Raw genomic sequence first — 20,588 nt, forward strand, 5'->3', positions numbered from 1 at the left:
TTATATCCTCAGAAGAGATTCCATCATCGCATCAATGGTCGACAGCATGCGTGCATTTGCTGCGTAGGCATTCTCGATGAGCATCATGTTTTGCAGCTCGGCGTCCGAATCCACACCCAGGGCCAGCTCTGCTTGAGCCAGCTCGGTATAACTGGTGGCAGCATAGCTTAGCGAATTGCTGGCGCTGTCACTGTCTCGGGCAAACCGCGACATGAGAGAGGCGCTAAGGGTGTTGAGATCCGAAGAAATGGTGCCCAATTTGGTGGTTGATACAGTCCGGTTTTCGCTGATCGCATCGGAATATGCGATCAATTGGCTGGCATCACCAGGATCGCCTTCGGCGGCAGCATACAGGCCATCCCGCAGACGCCAGGTTTCTGCCTGACCGTCCATGGCAATCAGATCGTTCAATTCCAGCCGCGCGGCCAGGCCAACTGTATCGGCGACATCAAAGGCGCCGCCACCATCGGTAAAGATCCCTGCATCGGTAAGGCCAATAGTGGCATCCAACGCCGGATCCTGGAAACGCTCCACCAGATCACGGGCCACAGCATCCAGATCATTTTGCGCCTCAACCGCGACATTGTCGCGAATATCAAAGGCCGCAATCAAGGTCCCGCCCCGCAAAGGCCCCGTGATAGAGGTATCCATCGCCAGACCATTGATCTCCAACCCCGACAACAACCCGTTGTCCTGGGTCATCTGTGGCTCGATTGTGCGCTTGACGTCAAAGCTCAGCTCTGATGCCCTGCCATCCAGCAGGGCGACACCGCCAACGGTAAACAGGGCAACCCGGCCCTGATCCCGCTGTATGACATTGACCGGGATCGCCTGGTTGACTGTATCAATCAACAGATCTCGCTGGTCTTCCATCGCTGTGGTGCTACCGCCTGTCGCCTGAGCAACAACAATACGAGCATTCAGCTTTTCCAGTTCTTTCAACTGGCTGTTCAATTGATCAACCTGCAGATCAATCGAGGATTCAGCCGCAAGACGTTGCTGATTCAACCCGTCCGCAGCATTGGTAATGGATTGAACAATCAAGCCCGCCTTGACCGAAAGGTCATGCAGCCGCTCGGTCGAATCCGGACGCGATGTTGCCTCAACCAGCGCAGCGTCAAAGTTCGAGATTTGGGTTGAGATCGACATATTGTCGTCCACGGTGCCAACATAGTTGGACATCCTGGAATAGAAATCCGAGTAGACTCCGACCTTTGCATATTCAGCCTCAGCCTTGCGGGTTGTAGATTGCAATGCCGGATTGATGTTGCGCTCCACGTCGCCGATCCTGACACCAGCCGCATATTGGCTGGTGGACAGGTTCAGTTTTTGAGAGGAGTAGCCAGGCGTCAGCGCATTGGCCAGGTTCTCCGAAGTTACTTGGGACAGCCGCGCATTCGCAGTCAGTCCGGTCATCGCGGAGTTAAGTGCACTTGTGATAGACATGTCAGGCGCTCTTTCTAAGCCGGAGTCAAGGTATCAGCGACGCTTATCGCTTGATGTTGGTGGTTTCCTGAAGCATCTCATCGACGGTCTGGATCACTTTGGCGTTGGAAGAATAGGCCCGCTGCGTCTTGATCATATCCGTCAGTTCGGTCGCCACATCGGTGGCTGATTCTTCCTGCGAATAAGAGGCAACTTCCCCTGTTGGTCCGTCCCCCGCGTCCCACAGGAAGTAGGATCCACTGTCCGACGAGGGCAGATAGGTCTGGTTATCAAGCGATTTCAGGCCATTCAGATTGGGAACATCCACCAGTGGGATCTTGTAGATCACACGGCTTGCACCAGAATCGTAGTTGGCGCGGAGATAGCCCTGCGGGTCAACTTCAACACCAACCATGGTCCCAACTTCAGAGCCGTCTTTGGTAACCGAAGCCGGCGCAAAGGTATCTGATAGCTGGGTGAAACCATCGCTTTCACCAATCATGCCGACGTTGATTTCCATCGGTCCACCATCAACGTTGACAATAACACTGCCAGTGGCCGGATCATAAGCACCGCCCGAAATCGCAGTGACCGAAGCAAGCGAACCACCTGCGGCGCGACTGTCATTGAATGTCATGGTATATTCACCGATCACCGCGCCACCAGAGGCGCTGTCGGTGATCTGCATGGTCCATTCGTTCGAGCTGCCAGTTGCAGGCACCGTTGGCGTATAGGTAATCCCCAGCGTCTGCGAGCTGCCCAGGTTGTCATAATATTCAACCGTCATGTTGCGCACGGTGCCCGCGCTGCCTGCCTCGGTATCAGTGGCGGGAAGGTTCACGCCCAGGCCAACAGTTGTTGTCGGCTCACCAGTCAGCTGGTTCATGTTATACTGCACCGGCTCCAGCCCTTCGGCTGTGTCGCGTGGACCGTCGGACACAGTGCCATCCGGGTTGGCAGGCCAGCCGAGCAGCACCAGACCTGATGCTGTTGTCAGGTAACCTTCGTCATTGGTGCGGAACGACCCGGTGGTGGTCATCAGCATGGTTGGAGTGCCATTGTCGCCCTGCACTTCGGTCAGGGAGGCGACGGGCAACATGCCACGGCCACTCACAGCCAGATCGGTGGCGTTGTTGGTTCCGACAAGAGGGCCGCGCTGGTCAATCAGGCGCATATTGCTGGCGGAGACACCACCCGCAGAATATCTGCCGCCAGAGGAGCCAACCACCATAGATTGGAAATCCGTCTCTACTCTCTTGTACCCGCTTGTGGAGGAGTTCGCGATATTGTCCGAAATTGCGGCCAACGAGCTCGCGTTTGCGCTCAATCCGGAAACACCGGCATTCAGGGCGGAAGAAATGGTCATGTTGCGCCTTTCTGCTGCAATAAGTCGTTCTTGGAGCAACAGCTAGCGCATCAGCACTTAACGGGCGGCTAACAGATAAAATGCAATTTATACTGCGCCGCCCGAGGGTAGAATTACATGGGGTTCATTCACGCAGAAGGATGATTTCCACGCGGTTATTCCTGACCGCCATGGGATTGTTCGCCGCCAGTTTGCGGTCCGCATGGCCGGTAACCCGATTGATTCGGCTGGATTTCATACCACCTGATTCGAGCAGGGTCCGGGTAACATTTGCCCGGGCATGGGACACTTCCCAAACCGGGTTCTGCGCCAGAACAACCGGCTGCGACTGAATGTGCCCTTCGATCGCAATGTTATTGTTCACACTACCACTAACCCGCGCCACCATACGCACCAGATCCCGGAACAGCGGAGTTGGCTCCGCACCACCAGCCGTGAAGAGACCGACCCCCTCTGTCTCGAACAGCTCGATAATCAGACCTTCGTCGGTGACACGCGTAATGATGTGGCGTGACATCTCAACCGAGACCATGCTTTCACCGCCGCGGCCCTGAAGCTGCTCTTCGATGGCGCGGTACTTGCTGTCTTCCTCGGCCTTCTCGGCATCACTGACGCCCGTCTCACCCTGGGCTTTCTGCGCATCCATCGGATTGATGTCAGAAGCACCGGTGCCGGATTGCGGCTGGATATCTTCGGTAAACATGCTGTCGCCCTGAAAGGCGCCATTGCCGCCGCCGGAAATCCGGCTGAGTGGGATGGATGGCGAAAAGTAATCCGCCAAACCCTTACGTTGCTTTTCAGTTGTTGCGTTCAACAGCCACATCAACAAGAAGAACGCCATCATGGCTGTCACAAAGTCAGCATAGGCCACCTTCCAGGCGCCCCCGTGGTGGCCACCGCCACCGCTGACTTTTTTCCTCTTGATGATAATAGGCGCCATTCCATCTTTTGCGCTCATATCCACCACCACTAATTTTCACCCACTGTTGGGATATCAGGTGGGGTCCTAACTGGCCCTTAACAATTAAATTTGCCGGCAGTTAAGACTTATAAATAGAGGGTTTCAGCCCTGCGCCCTGCTGAATTCCCAATCAAAACGCCAGGACTGCGGATAAAATAGGGCAACCGACCTGCGCCCCGGCTTGGGGCGCAGGTCAGCTGTGTCAGGATTCAATCAGGATAGAGCCAAACGATTCGCGCAGCTTATTCTTCAGCACTTTACCGGTGCCACCCAAGGGCAGTTCAGTCACAAAAACCACCTTGTCCGGGATTTGCCAGCTGGCGACACGGCCTTCGTAATGGGCCAGCAGATCAGCCTCAGTCAGATCCGCGTCTGATTTGATTGCGATCAGCACCGGGCGCTCATCCCATTTGGGGTGCTGAGCGGCAATGGCAGCGGCCTGCGCCACACCGGGGTGCGACATGGCAATATCTTCCAGTTCCACCGTCGAGATCCACTCGCCACCGGACTTGATGATATCCTTGGAGCGGTCGCGGATGATCATGTACCCATCGCCATCAATGGTGGCGACATCGCCGGTGTCAAACCAGCCATCCATGGTCAGGGCACTTTTGTCCTGGCCAAAGTAGGTGTCGATGATCCAGTGACCACGGATCTGTAGCTCACCCTGGGTTTCCCCGTCATTGGCCAGCACATGGCCTGCTTCGTCGACAATGCGCAGCTCAACCCCATAGGGCGGACGGCCCTGGCCTTCGCGAATCGCGCCTTTTTCGGTGTCGGACAGATCCTGATGCTTTTGCAGCAGATGGTTCAGCGTTCCCAGCGGGCTGGTTTCCGTCATGCCCCAGGCATGGATCAGCTCAACCCCGTATTTGTCGCGGAAGGCCGGGATCATCACCGTTGGCAGCGCCGAGCCACCAACAACGGTGCGAGTCAGGCTCTCGGCCTTGCTGCCGGTCTTTTCCAACGCCTGCAACAGACCCATCCAGATGGTTGGAACGCCCAGCGCCAGGGTAACCTGCTCGCCGTCGATCAGCTTGACCAGGCTTTCGCCATCCAGGTTCGGCCCCGGCAGCACCAGTTTGGCGCCAACGGCCGCAGCAATATAGGGTACGCCCCAGGCATTCACATGGAACATCGGCACCACTGCCATCACCGTATCACGCGCCGAAATCGCCAACCCATCCGGCTGGTTCCCCCCCAGCGAGTGCAGCACTGTGGTGCGGTGGGTATATTGCACGCCCTTGGGATTGCCCGTGGTGCCCGAAGTATAACACAGGCTCGACGGCATGTTTTCGTCCAGCTCGGGCCAGCTGTAATCATCGCCTTCCGCAGCGATCAGCTCGTCATAAAACAGGATTCCCGGTACGGCCTTTGCAGCAGCTTCATCGCGCGGCCCCATCAGGACGATGTGTTTCAGCGTTTTCAGATGCTCTTTCAGTTGGCCCACGGCGGCCACAAAGGTCGCATCAATGAACAGCACCTGATCTTCTGCGTGATTGATGATATAAATCAGCTGCTCTGGTTTCAGGCGCGGATTGATGGTGTGGCAGATCATACCGGCGCCGGCGACACCAAAATAGATCTCCAGATGGCGGCGGTTGTTCCAGGCGATGGTGCCGCAACGGTCCCCCTGGGCCACGCCCAAACGCTCCAGTGCGGCGGCCAATTTACGGGCGTTGGCCTCAATCTCCCCCCAGCTGGAATGCACCACCTCACCAGAAGTCTCGACCGAGGTCACTGTAGTTGCGCCGTGATAGCGTCCCGCATGTTCAACCAAAGAGCTGATCGTCAGCGGTTTGTGCATCATCTTGCCAAGCATTTCGCCTGTCTCCTCCAAATTATTCCGCAGCCAGCGCTGCATGGCCACGGATCAGATCCGCAGCCTTTTCTGCAATCATAATGGTGGGCGCATTGGTATTGCCCCCGATCAGCCGTGGCATGACAGAGGCATCAACAACGCGCAGCCCCGCCAGGCCCCGCACCTTCAATTCCGGATCGACAACAGCCATGTCGTCCTGCCCCATCTTACAGGTTCCCACCGGATGATAAATCGTATCCGAGCGCGCCCGGATGTGCTGCTCCAACGCTGCGTCATCCGGCTCCTCTTTGATGAAGAGTTCTTTGTGGATGTAGCCCGACAGTGGCGCAGACTGCATCAGCTGCCGCGTCTTGCGCGCACCCTTGATCAGCACCGCCAGATCTTCGGGGTCTGACAGGAACTGCGGGTCAATGCGTGGCGGCGCCATGGGATCACCAGAGGTCAGCCCAACCGAGCCGCGCGATTTTGGCCGCAACACACAGACATGGCAGCTAAAGCCATGCCCCAGATGCAATTTGCGGGCATGATCATCGACGATTGAGATGACAAAATGCAGCTGAATATCAGCGCGCTTCAGATGGCTCTCGGTCTTGAGAAAGGCGGCGCCCTCGGCAAAGGGGGTGGCGATCATGCCCCGGCCTGAAGACCGCCAGTTGGCGATATGTTTCAGCAAAGACAGGCTGCCCGGCAGCGAGATGCCAAAGTTATCGCGATCCTTGCTTTTATAGGCCAGAGTGAAGTCCAGATGGTCCTGCAGGTTCTGCCCCACACCGGGCAGCTCATGCAGCAGCTTGATGCCATGTGGCTCGATATCCTCAGCCCGGCCGACGCCCGACAGCTGCAACAGTTGCGGCGAATTGAACGCCCCGCCACAAAGCACCACCTCGCGCCGCGCCGCGACCTCTTTGTCCTGCCCCCCCTGACGATAGGCGACGCCAGTGGCGCGCTTGCCCTCAAACAGCACCCTGGTGGCATGGGCTTTGGTCAGGACCGTCAGGTTGGGGCGGTCCATCACCGGATGCAGATAGGCCGCCGCCGCCGAGCATCGCTCGCCATTCTTGTCCTTGGCATGGAACTGGGTGACCTGGTATTCACCGATGCCCTCGTTATCGCCCGCGTTGAAATCGGCGACTTCACGGATCTGCAGCGCCTGACCGGCCTCAACAAAGGCGCGGGTGATGGGGCGTGGGGATTTCTGGTTGCTGACCTGCAGCGGCCCGCTGCCCCCGTGTACCGCATCGCCGCCGCGCTCATTATTCTCGGCGCGCTTGAAATAGGGCAGCACCGCATCCCAGTTCCACCCCTCGCAGCCCAGATCGGCCCATTCGTCGTAGTCCTTGGCGTGACCACGGACATAGAGCATGGCGTTGATGGCGCTCGACCCGCCCAGCCCCTTGCCGCGTGGTTGATAGCCTTTGCGACCATTCAGCCCCGGCTGCGGCACCGTTTCAAAGGCCCAGTTGTTGATCTTGGGTCGCCCCGGCAACATGGCAACAACCGCTGCCGGGGCGCGGACCAGAATACCGTCGCCTTTGCCGCCGGCCTCTATCAGGCAGACCGTGGTGGCAGTGTCTTCGCTCAGCCGCGCCGCCAAAGTCGCCCCGGCAGAGCCCCCTCCTACGATAACATAATCAAATTGCATTGCTTCCCTCCCCATACACCCCATTGGGTTTCAGCAGAGCCAAGCCAACTGTATCTGTCCAGACTTACACAGCGTAATTCAGCACCATATCAAATCACACGGCACCAGTTACTTATGGGTCCAGAGACCCGCAGCTGGCACCTGATAGCCACTGCGGTCCCCGGTTTACGCTTCTCAGGCCTTGGCTGAGTCGTCTTGTTCCGTCGAGGCGCTCTGCTCAGCCTCGGCGGTGGCATCGAGCTCTTCGACATCAACAATGTCTTGCACAACCACAGCCTCAGACACCGCGTTGGACGCAGAAGCCACGCCGGTGATCAGTGGCAGCATATGCACACCGGTGGCGCGGGCCACCTCTGGGGTTTCCGGGCGTTGCCAGCTCAGGGTGTCAAAGCTGGTGCAATGTTCGCAGACCGGCGCCCAATCGGCGTGGATGTGGTTACAGTTGCTGCACAGCCACTGCGGCCCACGCGGCGCCGTCAGGGCCCGCGCCAGCCAGGCCTGGGTCACCGCATTGTCAGCCCCCTCGCCCTTCTCAATTGCCGCCATCAGCGTCAGCACCCGGGCATCCGGCGCCCGTTCCACCAGATCCCCCAGGGCGCGGCGCGCTTCGGGGAAGTCTTCGGCAACGATATGCAGCTCGGCCATGACCAGCCGGGTTTCATCATCCTGTGGTTTCAACCGCGCCAGCTGGTCAAAGCGTTTCACCCGCTGCGCCGGCGTCTCGTCTGGTTCGACCTCGGCAAAAACATGGGCAAGGTCCGGGTGCGGCTGTGCCTCCCAGGCCTTTTTCAGCACCTTGACGGCGTTGCGTTTCTTACCCTGCGCCAGATAGGCCCGCGCCGCCATCGCCGCCGCCGGAACCAGATCGGGCGACAACCGGTTGGCCTCGATCGCCTGCTCGCGCTGCTCGAGTGTCGCCTCTTCGTCGATGATCCCACGAGAGGCCGAAAGCGCCAGAACCGCATCGCGACGTTTAAACACATCGCGCGGCAGCGTGCCGGATTTCAGCTTGGCGGACAGGGTTTTGCGCGCACCCGCCCAGTCCTCGGCCTGGGCCTGAAGCTGCAACAGGGTGTCCTGAACTTCTTCGTGTTTGGGACGCAGCGCCAGGGCCTTTTCAGCCAATTGCAGCGCGGTATCCCTGTCCCCCTCCGAGAGTTTTTGCTTCATGATGCCGCGCACCCCGACAAAGCGGGTGGTCTGATTGCTCAGCAAGCGCTTGTAGGCCTCTGCCGCCTTGTGCGTGTCCCCGGCCATCTCTGCCGCCTGGGCGGTCAACAGATCGGTGAGTTCGGGGTTATCCAGATACCGCGCCGCCTTTGACGCCTTGGTCAGCGCCAGACGTCCCTCGCCAGAGGCCAGCGCCATCATGCCATCAGACAGCGCCTGGTAGCCCTTGCGCTCGCGCCCCTTGTCAAAGTAGCGCGACATCGCAGTTTCGTCCCCATTGAGGAACTTGAGCGTGGCGACCAGCAGGGTCAGCAGTTTCAGGAAGATCCAGACCGACAGGACCAACAGGCCCAGCGCCAGCACGGATTGTAGCGCCCCAAGGGTGTATTCGGTGCCCGCAACGGTGATCTGCACCCCGCCTGCGGTTTCCATCAGAATACTCGCTCCAAAGGCAAGCAAGGCCACGAGGGCAACAAAGACCAGAATTTTCAACAATGACCAGAGCATGGCGGCTTCCTTATTTTGCGTTCAGGCTTTGGGCCAGTTGATCAACAGCGGCGATCGCTGCCAGACGCGTTTGCGCTGAGGCGAGCCAATCTGCAAAGACTGCGCGGGCGGGCGCGGGCAGGGTCTCTACCTCAGCCAGCGCATCGACGATTGAGCCGGACTGCAACGCAGCCTCGGCGCGGGACAGCACGGCATCCGCCCCCTCGCCCTCTTGTGGGGTCACCGAACGGGCCCCCAGATGGCGATTGACATAGTCCATCAAGCTACCGCTTTCCTTGCTGTCCTGCCGCGCCAGAGCCAGGGCCTCGCGGGCCAGGGCCGGGTAGCTGGCCTGCAGGCCAGACAGCGTGGTCACACCGGCATCGCCGCTACCAGACAGATCAGCGGGAACCGCAACCTGTAGCCCCTGCAACTCGGCCAGTGGCGCCGCATAGCTGCCCCCCGCATCCAGCGAGATGCGGATTTTTGCCAGCGCCAGTTGCGCCGAGGCAATGCGCGCCGATTCCAAACTGGCCTGTTCCGTGAGACGGGCCTCCGCCAGCATCTCTTCGACTTCGGACCGCTGGGTCGCCAGGCTTTGTTGCAGCTTGGCCAACTCGCCCTCAAAGGCGGCGACCGCCTCGGGGGAGGCGGCATCGGTGAGAGGGCGCGATTCAATCTGGTCCAAGCGGGTGGTCAAGGCGGCGATTTCATCTGCAGTTGCAGACCCGGAAGCGGGTACATCGCGCAGGGCTGTTACAGTAGTTTCAAGTTCATCAAGCCGTGTCTTCAAAGGCGCCAGATCGGCCTGATCAAGGCTGCCAAGTTGCCCCTGCAGTGCGGCAAGCTGCGCTTTCAAAGCTGCTTGTTCCTTTGCATGGGCCACCATGTCGGCCTCATAAGAGGCCTGATCAAAAGCAGCGGATCCCTGCAGGCTGCTCGGCAATACCGCGTTGAGAAGCCCGCCCTGGCCAACAACAAAGCCTAAGACAGCCGCCACGGCTCCACCAAGGAGCGCCGAGCCGAATCCACCGCGTTTTTCGATTATGCGTTCAATTTCGGGCTGAGGTGCAGATTGCGCGGCCAGGTCTGAAGGCACGTCTCCCTGGTCTTCGGCCTCGACGGGATCTTCTGAAGTCTCAGTCTCAGTCTCAGTCTCAGTCTCAGTCTCAGAGGAGATCACCGCGTCTTCCGCGTCCTGATCAACCCCCTCGGATGTGATCTGATCCTCGGCAACCGGGTTCTCTGTCTCAGAGATTGGTGCCTCTTTTGCCCCAGGGTCCTGCGTACCAGCCGCAGGCTTGGTCACGTCATCCGCAGTTGTCTTGTCAGCCACACCGGCCTCCCCTCGATTCTCAAATCACCTAAACGCCCTACAATGCCCCCGACCCTACTGTGCCGGATTGCCACCCTCAAGGTGCGCCAAACGAACTGCGGCATCACGGACCATCACAGCCATACTGTTGGCATCTGGCGTCTTACTTACCTGCAGGTCCTTGTAGTTCAAGCCCTTCAGCTCAGCCGCCACGGCCTGACTTAACGCAATCAAAGACAAATTAACTTGATCCAGCCCCAGACAGGCAAAATGCCGCGCAGTCCGCGGTGAAAAAAGCGGCGCAATCACCGCATCTTGCGCCAATATGCGCTGCGTTGCCTCATCACTTGGCGACAAGAGTTGCTGATCGTAGATCATCTGCCCCTCACAGGGCAGACCTGCCGCAGACAGGGTTTGGGCGATATCGCCACGGGTATGGCGCCCATGCAGGTGCAACAGGGGCGTGGCGGGTCTGACCTTGGCAAGATGCGCGATCAGCTCTGCTGCGGACGCGCCACAATACTGCGCCTTCCACCCTGCCTGTTCAGCCGCTTGGGTCGTGCGCTGCCCAACACAAAAGGCTGGCAGCACGGTGGGCGCGCTGCGGGCGGCAGACACCCCATTGGCAGAGGTGAAAATTACGCCCTGGTAGCCCGTGAGATCAACCTCTGCACCAAACGGCGTCACCTGCATCAGCGGCGCATGAATCACCTCTAGATGCGCCAGGATCTTTGCAGGCAGCTGTGCCACAAACCGCAAAGAGCCCTCCTGTGGTCGCGTCATCAACAGGGCGACCTTTGGCGGTTCAGCGCGGCTGCTAAAGACCGGGGCGTCACTCATGCTTTGGGCTCCTGGGATTGTTTGCAGCACCCATAGGTGCTAGCTCCACCAGCAATCTGATGCAACGGGTAGACCATGACACAAAGCCTGACACTTTTGGGGCTGGAAAGCAGCTGTGACGATACCGCCGCCGCCGTGGTGCGGCAAGAGCCGGGTAAACGCGCCCAGGTGCTTTCTTCCATTGTCTTTGGCCAGACCGAACTGCACAGCGCCTTTGGTGGCGTTGTCCCCGAGATTGCCGCCCGCGCCCATGCCGAAAAACTGGACCTCTGCGTTATAGATGCGCTGGAGGCTGCCGGGGTGACCCTGCAGGAACTTGATGCCATCGCCGTCACCGCCGGGCCGGGGCTGATTGGCGGGGTGATGTCTGGCGTGATGTGCGCCAAAGGCATCGCCGCGGCCACGGGCCTGCCGCTGGTTGGGGTCAACCATTTGGCCGGTCATGCCCTGACCCCGCGACTGACCGATGATGTGGCCTATCCCTATCTGATGCTGCTGGTCTCTGGCGGTCACTGCCAATATCTGATCGCCCGCGGCCCAGAGGATTTCACCCGTCTGGGCGGCACCATTGATGACGCCCCGGGCGAGGCCTTTGATAAAACCGCGCGGCTGCTGGGCCTGCCGCAACCCGGTGGTCCTGCGGTGCAAAAAGAGGCCGAAATGGGCGATCCCAAACGCTTTCGCTTTCCCCGTCCGCTGATCCAACGGCAGGATTGCAACCTGTCCTTTTCCGGGCTGAAAACCGCGCTGATGCGGATGCGCGATCAGATTGTCGAAGAAAAATCCGGCCTGACGCGGCAGGATCGCGCCGATCTTTGCGCCGGGTTTCAGGCTGCTGTGGCCGATGTCCTGGCCTCCAAAACCCGTCGGGCATTGGCCATTTACCTGGCGGAAAATCCTGCCACACCAACATTGGCCGTGGCGGGTGGTGTGGCGGCAAATACTGCCATTCGTGCCGCGTTAGAGACTGTTTGTGACGAGCTGAACACCAGTTTTACCGCCCCTCCGCTAGCGCTGTGCACGGATAATGCCGCGATGATCGCCTATGCTGGTCTCGAGCGGTTCCGCGCCGGGGCGCGTGACGGCATGGATCTGACCGCCCGCCCCCGCTGGCCACTGGATCAAACCAGCCCCGCCATGCTGGGATCCGGCCGCAAAGGAGCCAAGGCATGAGTGTTTCCGTGCTTGGCGCCGGGGCCTTTGGCACCGCTCTGGCCATTTCCCTGATCAAGGAAACACCGGTCACCCTATGGGCGCGCGACAGCGCCCATGTGGCGCAGATGCAAAGGCAGCGTTGCAACACGACCCGGCTGCCAGACATCCCACTGCCTGCGGATCTGGCACTGACCAGCGACTTTGCCACCGCCGCCCAGGCCGAGGTGCTGCTGCTGGCGGTTCCGATGCAGAAACTGCGCCTGACCCTGGAAACCCATCGCGCCGATTTGGCGGGAAAGGTGCTGGTGGCCTGCTGCAAGGGGATTGAGCTGAAAACCGGCCTTGGCCCCATTGCGGTGATCACCGAAGTCCTGCCCAGCGCCAAACCCGCCTTGCTGACCGGCCCAAGTTTTGCCGCCGATATCGCCCGTGGCCTGCCAACCGCCCTGACCCTGGCCTGCGCTGATGCCGAGCTGGGCCGCCAGCTGCAACAGCAGCTCACCACCGCCAATCTGCGGCTCTACCGCACCACCGACACCAGCGGCGCCGAGCTGGGCGGCGCATTGAAGAACATCATCGCCATTGCCTGTGGCGCGGTAATTGGCGCCGGGCTGGGCGAGAGCGCCCGCGCCGCCCTGATGACGCGAGGCTATGCCGAAATGCAGCGCATGGCGCTGGCCTGTGGGGCTAAACCGGAAACCCTGGCCGGGCTCTCAGGCTTTGGCGATCTCACCCTGACCTGCAGTTCAACCCTGTCACGCAACTATCAATTGGGGCTGGCCATCGGCCGGGGCGACGGGTTTGACCCAAACATCACCGTCGAAGGTGCCGCCACCGCCCGCGCCACCGCCGCCAAGGCAAAAACCATGGGGCTGGATATGCCCCTGACCGAGACTGTCGTTGGATTACTGAATGGTGACTTGACGATTGCCACTGCCAGCGCTCAACTGCTGGCACGCCCTTTGAAAGAGGAATAAAATGCTGATTGCCCTGATCGCCCGCGACAAACCCGGTCACCTGCAAACCCGTGTCGACAATCGCGCGGCACACCTTGCCTATATCGAAGAAACCGGCGTTGTGGCGCAGGCAGGACCGCTGCTGGACCAAAACGGCGAGATGGCTGGATCGCTGGTTATCCTCGAGGTTGAGGATATGGCTGCCGGTGAGGCCTGGGCCGCAGGTGACCCCTACAATAAGGCCAACTTGTTTGAGTCGGTCGAGCTGATCACCTGGAAGAAAGTCATCGGCTGATGCGCTATTGGCTGTTCAAATCGGAACCTTCGACCTGGAGCTGGCAAGACCAGATCGACAAGGGCGAACAAGGCGAAGAATGGGACGGCGTGCGCAATTACCAGGCGCGTAACTTCATGCGCCAGATGGCCCTGGGCGACCGGGGCTTTTTCTATCATTCGCAAAAGGAAAAAGCGGTGGTGGGTATCGTTGAGGTCTGTGCGCAGGCACATCCCGACAGCAGCACCGATGACGACCGCTGGGACTGTGTGGATATCAAGGCAATACGCAGCTTTACCCAGCCTGTGACATTGGAGCAGATCAAGGCCGACCCTCGCCTGGCAGAGATGAGTCTGGTCAAGAGCTCCCGCTTGTCGGTGCAGCCTGTCAGCCTCGAGGAATGGCAGCTGGTCTGCGCATTGGGGCAGACAGATCCGGACTGATCTGCCAGTCTGGTTGTGATCCAAAGACAGGATCCAAAGCTAGACCGGTGAGAAGACTGGGAGGAAGAAATGGAAATACTCAATGTTTTGGCTGCAACGCTTGCGGGGTTTGCCCTGGGCGCGGTCTATTACGGGATCCTGGCAGAGCCCTGGATGGTCGCCGCCGGCATCAAGCGTGGCACCGATGGCAAACCTGAAAGCAGCCAGACCCCGGCGATATTTGCGCTCAGCTTTTGTCTGCAGCTGATTGTGGCCGGCATGATGCGCCATGTCTTTGCCCTGTCGGGGATTAGCAGCGCGGGATCAGGTCTGGTTGCTGGTCTTGGCGTGGGGTTGTTTTTCATCACGCCCTGGATTGCGCTGAACAACCTATACGCAGGCCGCCCGGTCAAACTGACGCTGATTGATGGTGGCTATGCCACGCTGGCCTGCGCTGCGATTGGCCTGGTGCTGTCACTGTTCTGACCATCATACCCGGCACCCGCAACCTAGACTTGGCTGTCAAAGATCGGCCTCTGGAGGTCCAAAATAAAAAAAGGGAAGATCCAACTGAACAGTAGGATCTTCCCTTCCACCCCGCGTGCTCCACAATCCACCACACGCGTATGAAAATTCCGTCCTAGCCGTCCTGGCTGGTATATCTTTGATAGCCTGCTTACGGTTGTTTTGGCAAACCCTATGCGCGGACAATACCATTCAAATGCAAAACACCCGGCAATTTTGCCGAGTGTTTGAAGCCTAAAAAACCTAATATTTCCAAATGAAAACCGGTAGTTAGACCTTCGTGTTTTTTGAACTCGGCTCAGCCGTAGACGGCTTCTTTGCCAAAATGCTTGGTAAGCATATAGTAAACGACTGCGCGATATTTATTGCGCTCGGACTTGCCATAGATCTCGACGACTTTGCCAATGGCTTCCATCAGCTCTGGCCCGTCCGCCAGACCCAGTTTTTTGATCAGGAAGTTGTCTTTGACAGTTTCCAGCTCGCTCTCCTGGCTGGAAGCTACGGTGGAGGCATCCGCGTTATAGATCGCAGGACCACAACCAATGGTGACCTTGGTCAACAGGTCCATATCGGCTTCCATACCGCATTTGTTTTTCAGATCATCAGCGTATTGTGCGATCAGGTCATCTCTTTTGCCCATAAAAGGTCTCCAGCTCCATGTCAGGTTGATCAAAGTTGCAAAATAGTAGCAGCTTAACAAAAGCCTAACGCCTGAAACCCAAGAGACAAAGGAAAAGATTCGCTGGCTTTTCCCCGCTGACCGCGACCAGCGCCCGTTGCGATACTGAGCAGGATCTGCGTAGAGGTCAAACATGGTGCCAAGCAACAGAGGCATCGCAATCGGGTATTTGGATTCAGAGGTCCAGCCGATCCAGAAGATAGAGGGCGAACAGTATAAACATGGGATAAACTTGGGGGTGCCGAGTAACGCAAAACGCCACCCAAGGTTTCCCTTGGATGGCGCCTTTACCCGGATCTGGATCAGATCTTAGTAGCGGTAATGCTCGGGCTTGAAGGGGCCTTCTGGGGTCACACCAATGTAGGCGGCCTGCTCTGGGCTCAATGTCGACAGTTTCACGCCAATACGCTCCAGGTGCAGGCGGGCAACTTTTTCATCCAGATGCTTGGGCAGGATGTAGACCTCGTTTTTGTACTCGTCGCCGCGCAGCCACAGCTCGATCTGAGCCAGAACCTGGTTGGTGAAGGAGGCCGACATCACAAAGGACGGATGACCGGTGGCATTGCCGAGGTTCAGCAAACGACCCTCAGAAAGCAGGATCAGACGGCTGCCCGAGGGCATCTCGATCATGTCGACCTGTTCTTTGATGTTGGTCCACTTGTGGTTCTTCAGGCTTGCGACCTGAATTTCGTTGTCAAAGTGGCCGATGTTGCCAACGATCGCCATGTCCTTCATCTCGCGCATGTGCTCGATGCGGATCACATCCTTGTTGCCGGTGGTGGTGATAAAGATATCGGCGCTGGCAACGACATCTTCCAGGCGCACAACTTCAAAACCGTCCATGGCGGCCTGCAGGGCGCAGATCGGGTCAACTTCGGTGACTTTGACGCGGGCGCCGACGCCGGACAGCGAGGCCGCAGAGCCTTTGCCAACATCGCCATAGCCACAGACCACGGCAACCTTGCCGGCCATCATGGTGTCGGTGGCGCGGCGGATACCGTCAACCAGCGATTCCTTACAGCCGTATTTGTTGTCGAACTTCGACTTGGTGACCGAATCATTCACGTTGATCGCAGGGAAGGGCAGCTGGCCATTTTTCTGCAGTTCATAAAGACGGTGCACACCGGTGGTGGTTTCCTCGGAAACACCCAGGATGGCTTCGCGGGTCTTGGTGAACCAGCCGGGGCTTGCCGCCATACGCTTTTTGATCTGGGCAAAGATGGCTTCTTCTTCTTCCGAAGTTGGCATTTCGATCAGATCGGTTTCGCCGGCCTCAACACGGGCCCCCAGCAGCACATAGAGTGTCGCATCGCCGCCATCGTCGAGGATCAGGTTGGCGCCTTCGGGGAACATGAAGGATCTGTCCAGGTAGTCCCAATGCTCAACTAGGCTCTGGCCCTTGATGGCAAAAACCGGTGTGCCACCGGCTGCGATGGCCGCAGCCGCGTGATCCTGGGTCGAAAAGATGTTGCAGGAGGCCCAGCGCACATCGGCGCCCAGCGCCACCAGAGTTTCAATCAAAACAGCTGTCTGAATGGTCATATGCAGCGAGCCGACGATGCGCGCGCCTTTCAGCGGCTTTTCTTCACCGTATTCAGCACGCAGCGACATCAGGCCCGGCATTTCGGTTTCCGCGATGTCCAGTTCTTTGCGGCCAAATTCAGCCAACGCAATGTCTTTTACAATATAATCCTCGGCCATGGTCCGCTCCATTCAGGTTACGAGTTCGCTTGAGCGCAGCAAGTAACACCGCAAAGGTTTAGAAGCAACGAAGATGGCAGCTGTGATGAAATGACGAAGCGGTTACGGAACATCCGCCATCAGCTTGGCAATCCGGACTGGGACCCCGACGTTGTCACGTTGAAATAATTCTGACCGGCGGCGACGATACAACTGATACCCGAAGGATAGGTCACCAGCACGGTAAAGGTCCCGTTATCAGCGGAACTCCAGATCTCGATCATCGTATCAACAGGCTGGGAGTTCTGCAGGCCAGCCGATGACAGGCTTTCGGAAAAGGCGGTTTGCAAGTGTTGCACCAACCCTTCGCGCGGCGCACAGGTTACGGCCAAGGCAGGCGGTGCCATTGCAGCCATGCCAAAGACCAAAGCGGATGAGAAGAGACGTTTAAACATGATAAGCTCCTATTTGTTGAGGTTTCTCTCAGCTCTAGGGGTGCTTACTCCGGGTGGATAACACCCCTGCCATGGTATATAACTTAGGACTTTGGTCGGGATTTTCAATCTCACGGCGGATCACCTTTGCGTCGGAACCCCTGGCGCCAGGCAGCCAAACACCCAGGCAATTAGCGGCAAAAATCCGGCTTTGCTGCGCTTCGCGGTTTACCTCCGGGCCACCAAACAGATAGGCAGAGAAGGTCTGTTGATCACCGGAATTTCGCCCGATGCCCCCTAAACCCGCCCGCGCCTGGCAACGTATGCTTTCTGGTCGTCGTCTGGATCTGCTGGATCCAACGCCGATGGATATCGAAATCAGCGATATCGCCCATGGGTTGGCCTTTGTGGCCCGCTGGAACGGCCAGACGCGCGGTGATTTTGCCTATTCGGTGGCAGAACATTCGCTGCTGGTAGAGGTGCTGTTTTCGCGCATGTATCCCAAGGCTCCGGTGAAATGGCAGCTGGCAGCCCTGCTGCATGATGCACCTGAATATGTCATCGGCGATATGATCTCTCCGGTGAAAGCAGCCGTGGGGCCGGGCTATAGCGAGCTTGACCAGCGCCTGACCTCAGCCATTCACATCAAATTTGGCCTGCCTGCCCAACTGCCCAAAACCATCAAGGCGCAGATCAAACGGGCGGATAAGGTAAGCGCCTGGATGGAGGCGGTGCAGATCGCCGGGTTTTCCGAAACCGAGGCCAACAAGCTGTTTGGTCGGCCCAAAAGCGAAGTGATCGCCGGGCTGGCCATTGATCTGCGCCCGCCCCTGCAGGTCCGTCAGGCCTTTGTCGCCCGCCATGCGGATCTGTTGAGCCGTCTGTGACGGCCAAAGCTCCGGTCAGGCGGCTTTGACAGCGCAAAAACCTCTGGATCAGGAGGCCTTGTTACGCTTCTTCTTTGGCTTGGCCTCGACAAAGCCATTCTGCCCGCCGAGACCTTTTTCTTCCAAAATTTGGTTGCGCTCAGCCTCGGACAAGGCCTGCCATTCGGCTGTTTCTGCGATAAAACCAAGGCGCGACAGGGTTTCGCCGATAATCTGGTGATTCAACTCACCAAAGCTCAGCCGGTTGGATTTTCCGCCTTTTTCAGGCACCCATTCGGCGCGCAGCCCGCCAATCACCACTGGGTTGCATTTGCAAAAACTCTCAACATGCTTTGCCAACAGGTTGTTGGCGCCAGAGCTGCGCCGCAGGATCATCGCCACCTGCTGATCTGGCCGACCAACCATGGCAAAAAGATGCAGGGCTGATCCATCGGCGGCAATCACCTTTTTGGCGGCCTTGTAGCGGGCCACCTGAACCGTAAGACTGTGTTCCTGGGGATGAAAAACCTCATAGCCTTCGGCCTCTAACAGGGTTTCCAGCTGTTCCTCGCCCAAAAGCCCGCCTTTGCCGAGGCCAAGTTTAGAGCGAGAGATATAGATCTTTTCCGGGCCTTCGGCCTCTATATGGCTGGCAAAACGGTCATGCACCGTGCGGCGAAACTTGCGCGTCCCCACGGTGATCTTACCCAGGCCAAAGCCCTGCCCCGGCACCACCAGCTCTTCGACGCGGGTTGGCCTGTCGACCACCCGTATTGGCAGATCAGAGCCAAACAGCGACAGAAATTCGCGGTGGTAGCCACGTACCTCTTTCCCCACTTTGGGGCGTTTGGGGATAAATATGATCCCTTTGATATCCGCTTCGACACTGGGCAAAGCCCACAGACGCGAAGAGCTTTCCACCAGGAAATGGCCAAAATGTGCCCAAAGCACCCCGCCCCAGAGCCAACGACCCTGTAGGGTCTCCCTGACCCTTGCTGGCCGCTCCGGTTCAATGGAAATGGGGCGAAACTTGCGCCAAAGCGCCGCCTCTGGGCAATAGCTGCCATCCGCATAAAGAACCCCCGCAGGCTGCACCAGGGCGCTGATCTTGGGGGGCACCACGCAGGCATCCACCAGGGTCAGCATCTCTTCGGACCAGCCCCCCGTGGGCAGAGGCTGGCCATCCGGATCTATCTCCGGTGCGCTTGCGTTTTGTGACATGCTGATTCTTACCGGGGGCTGCGTTTTGCCAGAATGCGCTGCAGCGTCCGGCGGTGCATATTGAGCCGCCGCGCGGTCTCGGAAACATTGCGGTCACACAGCTCATAAATACGTTGGATGTGTTCCCACCTGACCCGGTCAGCGCTCATCGGGTTTTCGGGCGGCGGCGGCAACTCATCATCACCGCTCAGCAGCGCATTCATGATATCCGCCGCATCCGCTGGTTTGGACAGATAGTCCGTCGCGCCAATTTTGACAGCAGCAACTGCGGTGGCAATGGCGCCATATCCGGTCAGGACCACAACCCGGCTGTCGGGGCGTTTTTCACGCAGCACTTCGACCACATCCAGCCCATTGCCATCCTCCAGCCGCAGATCAACCACGGCAAAGGCCGGGGGGCGGGCGGTGGCGATAGCGCGGCCGCCGGCGACTGAACCGGCGGTTTCCACTTCAAACCCGCGTTTTTCCATAGCCTTGGCCAAACGCCGCAGAAAAGGTTCGTCATCATCGACAAGCAAAAGTGACTTGTCTGGTCCAATGTCCTGCAGTGCATTCTCGGCCATGCCCGGTTCTCCGCCAATTTTGCGCGTATTTATAAGCACATTCTTGAATTTGATACTAGCGACCCGGCCAGGAAGGTCAAACAGCTCGTCCGTTGTTACATGTTTTCGACAAAGCAGCTGACCTTGTCCGCAATCTGTTCGGGGGTTTCATCACGGCGGAAGAAATCGACAAAGCCAATCTCGGGAAGCACCAGATAGGCAAAGGTCGAGTGATCCACCAGATAATAGTCTTCATCGCCGGGCTGGCGCTTGAAATAGGTTTTGTAGGCCCGGCTCGCTGCCTTGATCTGCTCCAAAGATCCAGTCAGGCCGATCATCTTTTCATGCATGTTATGGGCAAAATCGCCCACCACTTCGGGGGTGTCGCGCTCGGGGTCGATGGAGACAAAAACCGGCGTGGCGCTGATGCCGCGTTCAGCCAGCACATCAATGGCCTCGGCATTGCGCGAGACATCCAGCGGGCAGACATCCGGGCAGAACGTATAGCCAAAATACAGGATCGACGGTTCGGTAAAGACCTTGGTGTCGGTCACCGTCTCGCCCTTGCTGTTGATCAGTTCAAACGGGCCGCCAATGGCGTCGCCACCGCTGGCAATCGTGCTGCCACGGCACTGGGCGAACTGATCCGCCTCACCACCACGCGTTAAAAACCAGGTGCCACCAGCCAGAGCGGCGACAAATGCGACAGCGAGAATTGAATAAAGACGGGCCATGTGATCACACTTTTGGTTAAAGGAGGAGAGTTGATCGTTTTCGCCGCCAGACCTATCAAGAAACTCAGGCAAT

The 20,588-nt window shown here is 58.5% G+C and carries 20 protein-coding genes; 6 read left to right on the forward strand and 14 right to left on the reverse strand.

Features of this window, described 5'->3' with window-relative positions; genetic code table 11:
• From flgK to ARCT_RS0122360, 8 genes are all read right to left on the reverse strand, one after another.
• Entirely contained in the window at positions 1-1,446 is a 1,446-nt protein-coding gene (gene flgK, locus ARCT_RS0122325) for a flagellar hook-associated protein FlgK (protein ID WP_027242066.1), read from the reverse strand.
• Positions 1,447-1,489: 43 nt separating this feature from the next.
• Entirely contained in the window at positions 1,490-2,791 is a 1,302-nt protein-coding gene (locus ARCT_RS0122330; RefSeq protein ID WP_027242067.1) for a flagellar hook protein FlgE, read from the reverse strand.
• 124 nt (positions 2,792-2,915) lie between these two features.
• Positions 2,916-3,749 carry a flagellar motor protein MotB gene (locus ARCT_RS0122335; RefSeq protein WP_027242068.1) on the reverse strand — a complete coding sequence of 278 codons (834 nt, stop codon included), beginning with the start codon at positions 3,747-3,749 and terminating at the stop codon, positions 2,916-2,918.
• 205 nt (positions 3,750-3,954) lie between these two features.
• A complete protein-coding gene (locus tag ARCT_RS0122340; protein ID WP_027242069.1) occupies positions 3,955-5,574 on the reverse strand; it encodes a long-chain-fatty-acid--CoA ligase in 1,620 nt (539 codons plus the stop codon).
• Positions 5,575-5,593: 19 nt separating this feature from the next.
• Entirely contained in the window at positions 5,594-7,216 is a 1,623-nt protein-coding gene (locus ARCT_RS0122345) for a GMC family oxidoreductase (RefSeq protein ID WP_027242070.1), read from the reverse strand.
• Positions 7,217-7,390: 174 nt separating this feature from the next.
• Entirely contained in the window at positions 7,391-8,893 is a 1,503-nt protein-coding gene (locus ARCT_RS0122350) for a heme biosynthesis protein HemY (RefSeq protein ID WP_027242071.1), read from the reverse strand.
• A gap of 10 nt (positions 8,894-8,903) precedes the next feature.
• The gene (locus ARCT_RS0122355; RefSeq protein WP_027242072.1) at positions 8,904-10,208 is read right to left on the reverse strand and encodes a COG4223 family protein; all 1,305 of its coding nucleotides are present in this window, start codon (positions 10,206-10,208) and stop codon (positions 8,904-8,906) included.
• A 54-nt stretch (positions 10,209-10,262) separates the two neighbouring features.
• Positions 10,263-11,027 carry a uroporphyrinogen-III synthase gene (locus ARCT_RS0122360; RefSeq protein WP_051360960.1) on the reverse strand — a complete coding sequence of 255 codons (765 nt, stop codon included), beginning with the start codon at positions 11,025-11,027 and terminating at the stop codon, positions 10,263-10,265.
• Positions 11,028-11,102: 75 nt separating this feature from the next.
• Here ARCT_RS0122360 and tsaD point away from each other — a divergent pair, with 75 nt between their 5' ends.
• The 5 genes from tsaD to ARCT_RS0122385 all read left to right on the forward strand — a co-directional run bounded on the left by tsaD (position 11,103) and on the right by ARCT_RS0122385 (position 14,320).
• Positions 11,103-12,200 carry a tRNA (adenosine(37)-N6)-threonylcarbamoyltransferase complex transferase subunit TsaD gene (gene tsaD, locus ARCT_RS0122365; RefSeq protein ID WP_027242074.1) on the forward strand — a complete coding sequence of 366 codons (1,098 nt, stop codon included), beginning with the start codon at positions 11,103-11,105 and terminating at the stop codon, positions 12,198-12,200.
• Positions 12,197-13,159 (forward strand): NAD(P)H-dependent glycerol-3-phosphate dehydrogenase, encoded by a 963-nt coding sequence (locus ARCT_RS0122370; RefSeq protein WP_027242075.1) that lies wholly within the window; start codon positions 12,197-12,199, stop codon positions 13,157-13,159. Before tsaD ends, ARCT_RS0122370 begins: the two co-directional genes overlap by 4 nt.
• A gap of 1 nt (position 13,160) precedes the next feature.
• On the forward strand, positions 13,161-13,433 hold the full coding sequence (locus ARCT_RS0122375) for a YciI family protein (RefSeq protein WP_027242076.1): 273 nt from the start codon (positions 13,161-13,163) through the stop codon (positions 13,431-13,433).
• Entirely contained in the window at positions 13,433-13,855 is a 423-nt protein-coding gene (locus ARCT_RS0122380; RefSeq protein ID WP_027242077.1) for an EVE domain-containing protein, read from the forward strand. The genes ARCT_RS0122375 and ARCT_RS0122380 overlap by 1 nt, the downstream gene beginning before the upstream one ends.
• A 69-nt stretch (positions 13,856-13,924) precedes the next feature.
• Complete coding sequence (locus ARCT_RS0122385; RefSeq protein ID WP_027242078.1) at positions 13,925-14,320, forward strand: DUF1761 domain-containing protein; 396 nt, start codon at positions 13,925-13,927, stop codon at positions 14,318-14,320.
• Positions 14,321-14,657: 337 nt separating this feature from the next.
• Here ARCT_RS0122385 and ARCT_RS0122395 read toward each other — a convergent pair whose 3' ends face one another.
• From ARCT_RS0122395 to ARCT_RS0122410, 3 genes are all read right to left on the reverse strand, one after another.
• Positions 14,658-14,999, reverse strand: a complete 342-nt coding sequence (locus tag ARCT_RS0122395; protein ID WP_027242079.1) for a DUF2853 family protein — start codon at positions 14,997-14,999, stop codon at positions 14,658-14,660.
• A gap of 348 nt (positions 15,000-15,347) precedes the next feature.
• The gene (ahcY, locus tag ARCT_RS0122405) at positions 15,348-16,739 is read right to left on the reverse strand and encodes an adenosylhomocysteinase (protein ID WP_027242081.1); all 1,392 of its coding nucleotides are present in this window, start codon (positions 16,737-16,739) and stop codon (positions 15,348-15,350) included.
• 119 nt (positions 16,740-16,858) lie between these two features.
• Complete coding sequence (locus ARCT_RS0122410; RefSeq protein ID WP_027242082.1) at positions 16,859-17,173, reverse strand: hypothetical protein; 315 nt, start codon at positions 17,171-17,173, stop codon at positions 16,859-16,861.
• A 269-nt stretch (positions 17,174-17,442) separates the two neighbouring features.
• On the opposite strand from ARCT_RS0122410, the gene ARCT_RS0122420 reads away from it, so the two are divergent.
• Positions 17,443-18,039 (forward strand): HD domain-containing protein, encoded by a 597-nt coding sequence (locus ARCT_RS0122420; protein ID WP_027242084.1) that lies wholly within the window; start codon positions 17,443-17,445, stop codon positions 18,037-18,039.
• Between the two features lie 48 nt (positions 18,040-18,087).
• On the opposite strand, the gene ARCT_RS0122425 is transcribed toward ARCT_RS0122420, so the two are convergent.
• The 3 genes from ARCT_RS0122425 to ARCT_RS0122435 form a co-directional block, all read right to left on the reverse strand.
• Positions 18,088-19,239 (reverse strand): glycosyltransferase family 61 protein, encoded by a 1,152-nt coding sequence (locus ARCT_RS0122425; RefSeq protein WP_027242085.1) that lies wholly within the window; start codon positions 19,237-19,239, stop codon positions 18,088-18,090.
• 8 nt (positions 19,240-19,247) lie between these two features.
• Positions 19,248-19,802, reverse strand: a complete 555-nt coding sequence (locus tag ARCT_RS0122430) for an ActR/PrrA/RegA family redox response regulator transcription factor (RefSeq protein ID WP_027242086.1) — start codon at positions 19,800-19,802, stop codon at positions 19,248-19,250.
• Between the two features lie 95 nt (positions 19,803-19,897).
• Complete coding sequence (locus ARCT_RS0122435; protein WP_027242087.1) at positions 19,898-20,515, reverse strand: SCO family protein; 618 nt, start codon at positions 20,513-20,515, stop codon at positions 19,898-19,900.
• Positions 20,516-20,588 lie beyond the last annotated feature (73 nt).

Source organism: Pseudophaeobacter arcticus DSM 23566, assembly GCF_000473205.1.
Taxonomy (GTDB): Bacteria; Pseudomonadota; Alphaproteobacteria; order Rhodobacterales; family Rhodobacteraceae; genus Pseudophaeobacter; species Pseudophaeobacter arcticus.